At 66.9% G+C, this 12,085-nt stretch carries 7 protein-coding genes; 4 read left to right on the top strand and 3 right to left on the bottom strand.

What is annotated here, in order from left to right; translation table 11 throughout:
* Positions 1-46: 46 nt before the first annotated feature.
* The 4 genes from HH308_RS23960 to glgB all read left to right on the top strand — a co-directional run bounded on the left by HH308_RS23960 (position 47) and on the right by glgB (position 7,104).
* Positions 47-652: an isochorismatase family protein gene (locus HH308_RS23960; protein WP_170196783.1), complete on the top strand. Its 606-nt coding sequence runs from the start codon at positions 47-49 to the stop codon at positions 650-652.
* Positions 649-2,760: an ATP-dependent DNA helicase gene (locus tag HH308_RS23955; RefSeq protein WP_246284801.1), complete on the top strand. Its 2,112-nt coding sequence runs from the start codon at positions 649-651 to the stop codon at positions 2,758-2,760. Before HH308_RS23960 ends, HH308_RS23955 begins: the two co-directional genes overlap by 4 nt.
* Before the next feature lie 89 nt (positions 2,761-2,849).
* Positions 2,850-4,865, top strand: coding sequence for an alpha-1,4-glucan--maltose-1-phosphate maltosyltransferase (locus tag HH308_RS23950; RefSeq protein WP_170196782.1), 2,016 nt, complete (start codon positions 2,850-2,852; stop codon positions 4,863-4,865).
* A gap of 4 nt (positions 4,866-4,869) precedes the next feature.
* A complete protein-coding gene (glgB, locus tag HH308_RS23945) occupies positions 4,870-7,104 on the top strand; it encodes a 1,4-alpha-glucan branching protein GlgB (RefSeq protein ID WP_170196781.1) in 2,235 nt (744 codons plus the stop codon).
* Positions 7,105-7,187: 83 nt separating this feature from the next.
* On the opposite strand, the gene HH308_RS23940 is transcribed toward glgB, so the two are convergent.
* The 3 genes from HH308_RS23940 to HH308_RS23930 all read right to left on the bottom strand — a co-directional run bounded on the left by HH308_RS23940 (position 7,188) and on the right by HH308_RS23930 (position 12,080).
* Positions 7,188-9,557 (bottom strand): ATP-binding cassette domain-containing protein, encoded by a 2,370-nt coding sequence (locus tag HH308_RS23940; protein WP_170196780.1) that lies wholly within the window; start codon positions 9,555-9,557, stop codon positions 7,188-7,190.
* Positions 9,558-9,799: 242 nt separating this feature from the next.
* Positions 9,800-10,705: a tetratricopeptide repeat protein gene (locus tag HH308_RS23935; RefSeq protein WP_170196824.1), complete on the bottom strand. Its 906-nt coding sequence runs from the start codon at positions 10,703-10,705 to the stop codon at positions 9,800-9,802.
* A 178-nt stretch (positions 10,706-10,883) separates the two neighbouring features.
* Complete coding sequence (locus HH308_RS23930; protein WP_312870830.1) at positions 10,884-12,080, bottom strand: MFS transporter; 1,197 nt, start codon at positions 12,078-12,080, stop codon at positions 10,884-10,886.
* Positions 12,081-12,085 lie beyond the last annotated feature (5 nt).

The following is a 12,085-nucleotide window of genomic DNA, read 5'->3' as shown; positions in this document are numbered from 1 at the left end:
GCGTCGCGCGGGCCGGTTCGAACCTGCGATCGAATAAGCTGGATGGGTGACTGATCGCACCGCACTTATCGTCGTCGACGTCCAGAACGACTTCTGCGAAGGTGGCTCGCTGGCTGTTGCCGGTGGCGCCGCCGTCGCCGCCGCGGTGACCGAACTGGCCCGCGACTACCCCGTCGTCGTGGCGACGCGCGACTATCACATCGACCCGGGCACGCACTTCTCCGATACCCCCGACTACGTCGACACCTGGCCGCCGCACTGCGTCGTCGGCACCGACGGCGCCGCCTTCCATCCCGACTTCGACGCCTCCGTCGCGGCGGCGATCTTCTCCAAGGGTGCCTACACCGCAGCGTACTCCGGCTTCGAGGGGACGCTCGACGACACTCAGGACCCGCCGTCGGCGACGCTCGGAGAATGGCTGCGCGACAATGACATTCACGCCGTCGACGTGGTCGGCATCGCGACCGACCACTGCGTGCGCGCCACAGCGGTCGACGCCGCGCACGCCGGCCTGAGGGTCCGGGTACTCCTCGATCACACCGCTGCCGTCGCTCCGGAAACCACCGAGACCGCACTGGCGCAGCTGCGGGCGGCCGGCGTAGAACTGGTCGGCGAGATCCCCGGTGCGAGCCAGATTCCCGGTGCGAATTGAGCCGGGCGAGCGGAGCGACCGGAACCAAGACCAAGACCATTCCGCCTGTCACGTCGCTGCTGGAGACGGCCGTCGAAGCTCTCGGCGGCGCGTCGCGGCCCGGTCAGATCCGGATGGCCAGCGCCGTCGCACATGCCATCGACACCGGCGAGCACCTCGCCGTGCAGGCGGGAACCGGCACCGGAAAGTCGCTCGCCTACCTGGTGCCCGCGATCGCTCATGCCATGGCGACCGGGAAGACGGTGATCGTCTCGACCGCGACCATCGCGCTTCAGCGTCAGCTGGTCGAACGCGATCTGCCTCGCCTGGCCAAGGCGCTCAAGCCCGCACTGGGCTCCGAGCCCCGGTTCGCCATCCTCAAGGGTCGCGGAAACTATCTGTGCCTCAACAAGATTCACGCCGGTGTCACCGAGGAGCCGGAGAACGCGCTGCTCGATGCGTTCGAGCTGTCGCGGACCGGCCGGGAGGTGACCCGGCTGCGCGAGTGGGTCTCCGACACCGAGACCGGTGACCGCGACGATCTCACGCCCGGCGTCTCCGACCGCGCGTGGAAGCAGGTCAGCGTCAGCGCCCGAGAATGTCTGGGCGCCAACAACTGTTCCTACTCCGAGGACTGCTTCGCCGAGCGTTCGCGGATAATCGCCGGGCAGGCCGACGTCATCGTCACCAACCACGCGATGCTCGCCATCGACGCGTTGAGCCCGGCCAACATCCTGCCCGAACACGACGTCGTCATCATCGACGAAGCCCACGAGCTCACCGACCGCATCACCGCGGTGTCGACGGCCGAACTGAGCTCGGCGTCGATCACGCTGGCCGCTCGACGCTGCGGCAAGCTGATCGACGAGGAACTCGTCGACGACGTCATCGGCGCGGCCGAGCAGTTCGGTGAGCTGCTCAACGACACCTCGGACGCGTCCACGCCGCGCCGACTCACCCGCCTGCCCGACGGCTACGACCTTGCGCTGGCAGCATTGCGGGATCGATTGTGGAAGGCGCGCAACGCGATCGGGCCCATCAACCAGGCCGGTGCCCCCGACCCCGAAGCTGCTGCCGCACGTTCGGCGGCGACGACGTCGCTCGAGGAACTCCACGACACCGCTGTTCGTGTTCTCGGCGCCTTCGACGACCCCGACGAAGCCAACCGACGCGACGTCGTGTGGGTGGCCCACGACCGTTTCCGCAACGACACCCACGCCGTGCTGCGCGTGGCGCCGCTGTCGGTGGGCGGGCTGTTGCGCGCCTCGCTGTTCGCCCACTCGACGGTCATCCTCACCTCGGCGACTCTGGTGGTCGGCGGCGGCTTCGATGCGCTGGCGGCGACCTGGGGGCTGCCCGCGCACGCCCGCGCCGACGACGACACCCCGCAACCGGATCCGGCGGCGCAGGCGGTCGGCGATGTCACGGCCTTCGGGCTCGCCGTACCGAGTGACGCCGAGGACATCCGCTGGCGCGGCCTCGACGCCGGTTCGCCGTTCGACTATCCGCGTTCGGCGATCCTCTACATCGCGCGGCACCTGCCCGCGCCGGGCCGCGACGCGATCGCCGAGCCCATCCGCGACGAACTCAGGGAGCTGATGGCGGCCGCGGGCGGGCGCACCCTCGGCTTGTTCTCGTCGATGCGCGCCGCCAAGGAGGCGGCATCGATCATGCGCGAACAGACCGATCACCGCATCCTGTGCCAGGGCGACGACATGACGTCGACCCTCGTGCGCGAGTTTACCGACGACACCGCGTCGTGCTTGTTCGGCACGCTCTCGCTGTGGCAGGGCGTCGACGTCCCCGGGCCGTCACTGTCGTTGGTGGTGATCGACCGCATCCCGTTCCCCCGCCCCGACGACCCGCTGCTCGCCGCCCGCCAGCGCGCCGTCGAAGCGCGCGGCGGCAACGGATTCATGTCGGTAGCCGCCAATCACGCTTCGCTGCTGCTCGCTCAGGGAGCCGGACGACTGCTGCGGTCGATCGATGATCGCGGCGTCGTCGCGGTGCTCGATTCCCGGCTGGCGACTGCCCGCTACGGTGGATACCTGGTGAAATCACTGCCCCCGTTCTGGCGGACGACGGACACCGCGACGGTCCTCGGCGCCCTGCGGCGCCTGACCGCGTAGGCGAGGCGCGCAACGCCGCACCGAAACCGGCTCCGACGACTACGGTTAAGTGCGACCGCACAGCAACTGAGCTTTTAGGAGAACCGCGCGTGATCGGCCGCATGGGTATCGACGACATCGCACCGGTGAATTCGGGCGGTCTGCACCCCGGCAAAGCCGTTGTGGGAGAACTTGTTCCAGTGAGCGCCACCGCGTGGCGCGAAGGACACGACGCCCTCGGCGTCACTCTCCACATCGACGGCCCCGAGCAGACCCGCTACGACGTCCCGATGACTCCCGGCCCCGAGCCGGACACGTTCAATGCCGCTTTCGTCCCTGACAGGGTCGGGTTCTGGGTGTACCGAATCGACGCGTGGAGCGATCCGTACAGCACCTGGCGCGATGCCGTCGTCAAGAAGATCGACGCCGGGCAGAGTGCCACCGACCTCGCCAACGATCTGGCCACCGGCGAGGAGATCCTCTCCACCGCGCGGGCACAGCTGGAGTCGGCCGGTGCCACCGAGCACAATCAGCAACTGCTCGCCGACGCCCTCCGCGATCTGCGTGCGACCCGACGCCGTGTCGAGAACCGCGTGGCGCTCGCGATCAGCGACGAGATGATCGCGCTGCTCGTCGAGTATCCGGTGCGCGAGCTGGTGACCAAGTCGAAGTCGTATCGGGTGTGGGCCGACCGCACTCGCGCATTGTTCAGCTCGTGGTACGAGTTCTTTCCGCGCTCGACGGGCGGCCGCGACCACGACGGGCACCCGCTGCACGGCACCTTCCTGACCGCCGTCGACGACCTTCCGCGTATCGCGTCGATGGGCTTCGACGTCGTGTACCTGCCGCCGATCCACCCCATCGGCGTCGTGAATCGCAAGGGCCCCAACAACACTCTCGTCGCCGGACCCGAGGATGTCGGGTCGCCGTGGGCGATCGGCTCGGCCGACGGCGGCCATGATGCGATCCATCCCGACCTCGGCACCGAAGAGGATTTCACATTCTTCGTCGAACGGGCCCGCGAACTGGGCATGGAGATCGCGCTCGACTTGGCCCTGCAGTGCGCTCCCGACCACCCGTGGGCGAGCGACCATCCCGAATGGTTCACCACCCAACCCGACGGCACCATCGCCTACGCGGAGAACCCGCCGAAGAAGTACCAGGACATCTACCCGATCAACTTCGACAACGACCGCAACGGCATCTACCGTGCCGTGCTGAAGGTCGTGCTGCACTGGATGGGGTTGGGGGTCAAGATCTTTCGAGTCGACAACCCGCACACCAAGCCACCGAACATGTGGGAGTGGCTGATCACCGAGGTCAAGAAGCGTGACCCGGCGGTGCTGTTCCTGTCCGAGTCGTTCACCCGGCCGGCCCGGTTGTACGGCCTCGCGCGCCTGGGCTTCACGCAGTCCTACACCTACTTCACCTGGAAGACGTCGAAGTGGGAACTGGAACAGTTCGCGAAAGAGATTGCGGCGCATGCCGATGAGGCGCGCCCCAACCTCTTCGTCAACACCCCCGACATCCTGCACGAGAGTCTGCAGCACGGTGGTCCCGGCATGTTCGCGCTGCGCGCGGCGCTGGCCGCGACGATGAGCCCGTCGTGGGGTGTGTACAGCGGATACGAGCTCTTCGAGCACCTCGCGGTCAAGCCCGGCAGCGAGGAGTATCTCGACTCCGAGAAGTACGAGTTGCGTCCGCGCGACTACAAGGACGCGGCGAGCCGCGGCGAGTCGTTGGAGCCGTGGATCACCATGCTCAACGCGATTCGACGCCGGCACCCGGCGCTGCAGCAGTTGCGCAACATCAGTTTTCACCATCTGGACAACCCGTCGTTGATCGCCTACTCCAAGATCGATCCGACGACCGGCGACCGCGTGGTGGTGGTGGTCAACCTCAATCCGTTCGGTACCGAATCGTCGACGCTGTGGCTCGACATGCCCGCCCTCGGCTACGACTGGCACGACCGGTTCAGCGGCCGAGACGAAGTCAGCGGCGAGGAATTCCATTGGGGCCAAGCCAATTTCGTCCGACTCGAACCGTGGCGGGCCGTCGCGCACATCGTCGCACTGCCACCGCTCGACCCGGCCCGTGCCCGTGAACTTTCCTACCGGTTGAGGTGAAGAGATGACTGACGAGAACCCCACGACCGGCGACACGGTCAACGCGAACGCGCCCGAACACGACCTCAATCGCCTTGTGGCACTGACGCATCACGATCCGCACGCCTTCCTCGGCGCCCACCCGACGCCCGGGCACACCATCCTGCGCGTACTGCGGCCCGACGCCGTGTCGGTGACCGCCGTCATCGGCGGCGTCGACTATCCGATGACGCAACAGACGCCCGATCTGTTCGTCGGGGCGGTGCCGATCGAGAACCTGATCGACTACCGGTACCGAGTCGCCTACGACGACGGTGCCGGTGGCACAAGGGAATTCACCGTCGCCGACCCGTATCGATTCATGCCGTCACTCGGCGAGATCGACACGCACCTGATCTCCGAGGGGCGTCACGAGCGGCTGTGGGAGGTGCTCGGCGCGCGATTGCACAACTACGAGATGCCCGACGGTGCCGTGCACGGTGTGTCGTTCTCGGTGTGGGCGCCGAATGCGTACGGCGTCACCGTGATCGGCGACTTCGACAACTGGTCGGGCCGCATGTTCCCGATGCGATCGCTGGGGTCCACCGGAGTCTGGGAGATCTTCATCCCCGACCTGCAGGTGGGCGACGCCTACAAGTTCCGCATCCACGGAGCGGACGGCGTCGTGCGCGACAAGGCCGACCCGATGGCACGGCGCACCATGACGCCGCCGTCGACGACGTCGGTGATCGACAGTTCGGAGTTCACCTGGTCCGACGACGAATGGGTGACCAAACGCACGGCGTCGACGCCCACCGCGGAGGCGATGAGCGTGTACGAGGTACACCTGGGCTCGTGGCGGATCGGTCTGGACTACCGCCAACTCGCCGTCGAATTGGCCGACTACGTCACCGAACTGGGCTTCACCCATGTCGAATTCCTGCCGGTGGCCGAGCACCCGTTCGGCGGGTCGTGGGGCTATCAGGTGACCTCGTACTACGCGCCGACGGCCCGTTTCGGCACCCCGGACGACTTCCGCTACCTCGTCGATCACCTGCACTCACGCGGCATCTCGGTGCTGGTGGACTGGGTGCCCGCGCATTTCCCCAAGGACGACTGGGCCTTGGCACGGTTCGACGGCACCGCACTCTACGAACACAGCGACCCGCAGCGCGGCGAGCAACTCGACTGGGGCACATACATTTTCAACTTCGGTCGAGCGGAAGTACGTAACTTCCTGGTCGCCAACGCGCTGTACTGGATCGAGGAATTCCACATCGACGGACTGCGCGTCGACGCCGTGGCGGCGATGCTGTATCTGGATTACTCACGCGCCGAAGGACAGTGGACCCCCAACATCCACGGTGGCCGCGAGAACCTGGAGGCGGTGCAGTTCCTCCAGGAGATGAATGCCACTGTGCACAAACACTTCCCGGGTGTGGTGACCGTCGCCGAGGAGTCGACGTCGTGGCCCGGCGTCACGCGCGACACCTCACTCGGCGGTCTCGGTTTCAGCCTGAAGTGGAACATGGGCTGGATGCACGACACTCTCGGTTACCTCGGTCGCGATCAGGTTCATCGCAGCTTCCACCACCACGAGATCACCTTCTCGCTGATGTACGCCTGGAGCGAGAACTTCGTACTGCCGATCTCGCACGACGAGGTGGTACACGGCAAGGGAACGCTGTGGACCCGGATGCCCGGCGACTCCTTCGCCAAGGCGTCGGGTGTGCGAATCTTCTTGGCGTACATGTGGTCTCATCCCGGCAAGCAACTGCTGTTCATGGGTCAGGAGTTCGGGCAGGCACGCGAGTGGGCCGACGACCGCAGCCTCGACTGGGACACGCGCAGCGGCTGGGAAGGTGAATTGCATTCAGGCATAGCGACATTGGTGACCGACCTGAACCGCGTCTACCGCGACTCGCCCGCGCTCTACAGCCAGGACACGACGCCGCAAGGCTATTCGTGGATCGACGCCAACGACACCGCCAACAACGTCATCAGCTTCCTGCGCTACGGCAGCGACGGTTCCGTGGTGGCCTGCATCTTCAACTTCTCCGGTTCGGATCGGTCGGAGTACAAGGTTGGCCTGCCGAGCGTCGGCGCGTGGACCGAGGTGCTCAACACCGACGCGCAGGCGTACGCCGGCGCGGGTCGGGGCAACCTGGGCGAAGTGACCGCCACAGCGGAACCCTGGCACGGCCGTCCGGCGTCGGCGTCGGTGATGCTGCCGGCCAACTCGGCAGTCTGGTTGGCACCGGCGAAGGCCGCCGCCGAGTAGCCCGGGCCGGGCGGATATCCGACACCACGGCTCAGATCCTGCCCGCTGGACGGGTGCTGAGCCGCCGTGTCGGAAATGCGCGGCTACCCGCCGACGTACGCGGCCAGGTGCTCGGCGGTCAGTGTGGATCCGTCGGCGACCAGCTCGGTCGGCGTGCCCTCGAACACCACCGTGCCGCCGTCGTGGCCGGCGCCGGGCCCGAGGTCGATGATCCAGTCCGCGTGGGCCATGACCGCCTGATGGTGCTCGATGACGATCACCGTCTTACCGGCGTCGACGATGCGGTCCAGAAGACTCAGCAGGTTCTCGACGTCGGCGAGGTGCAGGCCGGTCGTCGGTTCGTCGAGTACGTACACGCCGCCCTTGTCGCCGAGATGCGTCGCCAGCTTCAGTCGCTGACGTTCGCCGCCGGACAGTGTGGTCAGGGGCTGCCCGATGGTGAGGTAGCCCAACCCGACGTCGACGAGGTGGCCGAGAATCTTATGCGCCGCAAGAATTTTCGACTCCCCCGCGCCGAAGAACTCGTGCGCCTGCGCCACCGACATGCCGAGCACCTCGCTGATGTCGCGGCCGCCGAAGGTGTAGTCGAGCACGGAGGCGTCGAACCGCTTGCCCTCGCACTGCTCGCACACCGTCGACATGCCGGCCATGATTCCGAGGTCGGTGTAGATGACGCCAGCGCCCTTGCAGGCGGGGCAGGCTCCTTCCGAATTCGCGCTGAACAGCGCGGGTTTCACGCCGTTCTCCTTCGCAAATGCCTTGCGGATGGGTTCGAGCAGCCCGGAATACGTCGCCGGGTTGCTGCGTCGCGACCCCTTGATGGCGCCTTGATCGATGGACACGACGTCGCCGGACTTCGCGAACGATCCGTGGATTAGGGAACTCTTGCCCGACCCCGCGACCCCGGTCACGACGGTGAGTACGCCGAGCGGGATGTCGACGTCGACGTCGCGCAGGTTATTTGCGTTCGCGCCGCGAATCTCCAAGGCCCCATTGGCCGTTCGGACGTCGGACTTGAGCCCGGCGCGGTCGTCGAGGTGTCGTCCGGTCACCGTGTCGCTGGCCCGCAACTCCTCGACGGTACCTTCGAAACATATTGTGCCGCCGCCTGATCCGGCACCCGGACCGAGGTCGACGACATGGTCGGCGATGAGGATCGTCTCCGGCTTGTGTTCGACCACCAACACCGTGTTTCCCTTGTCGCGCAAGGCATAGAGCAGGTTGTTCATGCGGGCGATGTCGTGCGGGTGGAGTCCGATCGTCGGCTCGTCGAAGACATAGGTGACGTCGGTGAGCGACGATCCCAGATGTCGAATCAGCTTGGTGCGCTGGGCTTCTCCACCGGAGAGCGTACCGGCGGGCCGTTCCAGGGACAGGTAACCCAACCCGATCTCGACGAAGGAGTCCAGAGTGCGCTGGAGGTTCTCCAGCAGCGGGCCGACCGACGGTTCGTCGAGGTCGCGAACCCAGTCGGCGAGGTCGGAGATCTGCATCGCGCACGCGTCGGCGATCGACTTCCCGGCGATCTTCGACGACCGCGCTCCCTCGGTCAGCCGCGTTCCCTCGCATTCGGGGCAGGTGGTGAACGTGATCGCACGGTCGACGAACGCACGGATGTGCGGCTGCATCGCCTCACGATCCTTCGACAGGAAGGACTTCTGAATGGCGGGGATCAGACCGAGGTATGTCAGGTTGATGCCCTCGACCTTGATCTTGGTCGCCTCCTTGTAGAGCAGATCGTTCAACTCGCGCTTGGTGAAGCGTTTGATCGGCTTGTCGGGGTCGAAGAAGCCACAGCCGCGGAAGATGCGGCCGTGCCACCCCTCCATCGAATAGCCCGGGATGGTGAGCGCGCCGTCGTTCAACGACTTGGTGTCGTCGTAGAGCGCGCTGAGGTCGAAGTCGGAGACCGCGCCACGCCCCTCGCAGCGCGGGCACATGCCGCCGACAAGATTGAAGCTCCGACGTTCCTTGACGGTGCGACCAGCCTTCTCGACCGTGACCGCGCCGGCTCCGCTGACCGACGCGACGTTGAACGAAAAGGCTTGCGGTGAGCCGATGTACGGATCGCCCAGGCGGCTGAACAGGATGCGCAGCATCGCGTTCGCGTCGGTGGCGGTGCCCAACGTCGAGCGGGGGTCGGCGCCCATGCGCTCCTGACTCACGGTGATCGCCGTGGTGAGCCCGTCGAGAACGTCGACGTCGGGGCGGGCGAGAGTCGGCATGAAGCCCTGGATGAACGCGCTGTAGGTCTCGTTGATCATGCGCTGCGACTCGGCGGCGATGGTACCGAAGACCAGCGAACTCTTCCCCGATCCGGATACGCCGGTGAACACGGTGAGGCGGCGCTTGGGAATTTCGACGCTGACGTTCTTGAGGTTGTTCTCGCGTGCGCCGTACACGCGGATCATGTCGTGACTGTCGGCGAGATGCGGCTGCGGGCTCGGATTCATGCCGACAAGGCTATCGGTCTTCGACGGCCGACACTTCTCCATTCCTGACCGATTCGGCGCGGTGGGTGGCGGGTGTTTCCTCGGCTGCGGCCCGGGCGAAGCGTCGGCGCTGTGGAACGAGGAGGAGTCGCGCTTTCGGCGGCACCTTGCCACTACCCAGACCAGCAACCCTCGGCCGCCGAAAGCGCCACGACGACGAAGCGAACAGCGCCGGTCAGCGAAGCCCGACAAGGCCGCAAAATCTAATACAGCGCGGCTGCCAGTTTCCGCCGCGCCGCAACTACGAAAGGTTCTGCGGCGTCGAACAATTCGAACAGTTCGAGCAGCCGGGTGCGCGCCTTGGTCCGGTGGTCGCCGGCACTGAGTTTGATGGCGGTGATGATGCGGTCGAAGGCTTCTTCCGGCTGCTGTGCGAGCAGCAATTTGTCGGCGGCGGCGAGTTGTCCGTCGACATCGTCGGGGGCGCTGTCGAGAACCGAATCGTCGTGAGCGTCGGCGCGCGACATGAATTCGATGTTGCGGATCAGTGCCGCCACTTCGTCGTTGTCCGGCTCGGCCGCGAGGATGTCACGATAGACGGCGAGTGCGCCGTCGTAGTCCCCCGCGTCGAGTTTCGCCTCGGCGTCGAGCATCCGGGGATCCACTTCCTCGGGCTCGTCGGCTTCCGCCGGACCGCCGCCGGTCAGGGTGTGCCCGATCTGCGACAGAATCGAGTCGATCCAGTCGGCGAGTTCCTGTTCCGAGCGTCCCTCGAACTCGGCGACCGGCCGCCCGTGGGCGATCGCGATGACCAACGGCACACCCTGCGCTTGGAATGCCTGCACGATGCGCGGACTGGTGTCGGCGTCGACGGCGGCCAGCGCCCACCGGCCGCCCGATTGCTGCGCCTGACCGGCCAGCACCTGCACCAGCTGCGCGGTCACCGGGCTGCGTGCCGACCACAGCACGACGACGACGAGTTGTTGCCTCGAGCGAGTCAGGACATCGGCCTCGAAGTTGGCTTCGGTCACTTCGACGACGGCCGGCCCCAACGCCGCACCCGACGGTGCCTCGCCGGGACCCGCCGGACCGGTGGCCGGGCGCGCGGCCTGCGCGCGCGCAGCGTCGGCCCGCTCCTTGAGGACTGCGAGATCAACCGCACCGGCCATGGCTACTGCAGCGGCGGCCTGCTGTGCAGCGGCCTGCCGACTCTGAGGTCTGCTCACGCCTACCAGTGTGTCACGGGGTCGCAATGTGGCGTCATCGGCCACGGGCTGATCCCGCGTTCCCTATGCGAACTCAACTCGACGAGACCCGGGCCGTCGCGGCCGGCCGACTGGACGCGGGCTACCGCGGCTCGGCCGCCACCGACGAACGTCGATTGACCTGGCCCGCGCCGACCAGCGCGAGGGCGAGCGCAACAATGACCACCGCAAGCGCCGACGCCAACGACGTCGAATGGCTCAAGAATCCGACGACGGCGGGCCCGGCCAGCATGCCCAGATACCCGCACCCGACCACGGCCGACATCACCTGCCCCGACGACACCGGCGAGAGATTGCCCGCCGCGGTGAAGATCTGCGGGATGCCGCCGGCCAGGCCGCCACCGAAGACCAGCCATCCGCAGACGGCGACCCAGGGCGCCGGGGACAGCACGACCATCGTCATCCCCACCGCGCCGATCGTGGCGCCGATGCGGACCACCTTCGCCGGGCCGATCGACGCCGCGATCGGGTCGATGACGAAGCGGGTCGCGGTCATCGCGACGCTGAAGGCGAAGAAGGCGATCGCGCCGGTGGCGTCGGGGACGCCGAAGGTCTCGACCACCTGCAACGCCGACCAGTCGTAGGCGGTGCCCTCGGCCAGCATCAGCGCGAACGCCACTGTTGCCAGGACGACGAACCGGAACCGATCGATGCTGTGCCACCATCGTCGCTTCGGTTCGGTGTGTCCGGCGCCCGTCCGCGCGGCGACGTCGGCGACGGTGAGGTCGCGGGCGACGACCGCGAGCACGATCACTCCGAACACGGCCGCGCCCGCGACGGTGGCGACCACCCCGACGTCGAGCCACAGGGTCAGCGCGATGATCGCCGATCCAACCATGCTGCCGACCGAGAAGTATGCGTGGAAGGCGGACATGATAGGACGGTCATAGGCCTGTTCCACGGCCACGGCCTGCGAATTCATCGATACGTCGAGGCTGCCGTTGGCGAAGCCGAAGAGCATCACCGCCGGCGCGAGCGTCGAAGTACCGGTCGCCAGGACCGGACCGAAGATCGCCGCGGCGAGGGTCACCACGGCGATGATCGTCAGCGGCCGCGACCCGAATCTGTCGATGAGCGGCCCGCACACCTGCATACCGACGAACGCCGACGCGCCCGTCAACAACAAGAGCCCGCCCAGCGTCTCGTGTGTGACGCCGGTGCGGGCGGTGATGACCGGGATGTGGGCGACCAGCATCGCGGCCAGAAATCCGTTGAGGGCGAAGACGACTGCGACCGCGATTCGCGAACGGGTCAGCGCGGCGTCGATGCGAGTTGTCACTCGCC

It is taken from the genome of Gordonia asplenii (assembly GCF_012933505.1).
In the GTDB taxonomy this organism is placed as follows: Bacteria; Actinomycetota; Actinomycetes; order Mycobacteriales; family Mycobacteriaceae; genus Gordonia; species Gordonia asplenii.
The sequence above is the reverse complement of the archived record's forward strand: the minus strand, read 5'-3'. Positions and strand labels throughout refer to the sequence as shown.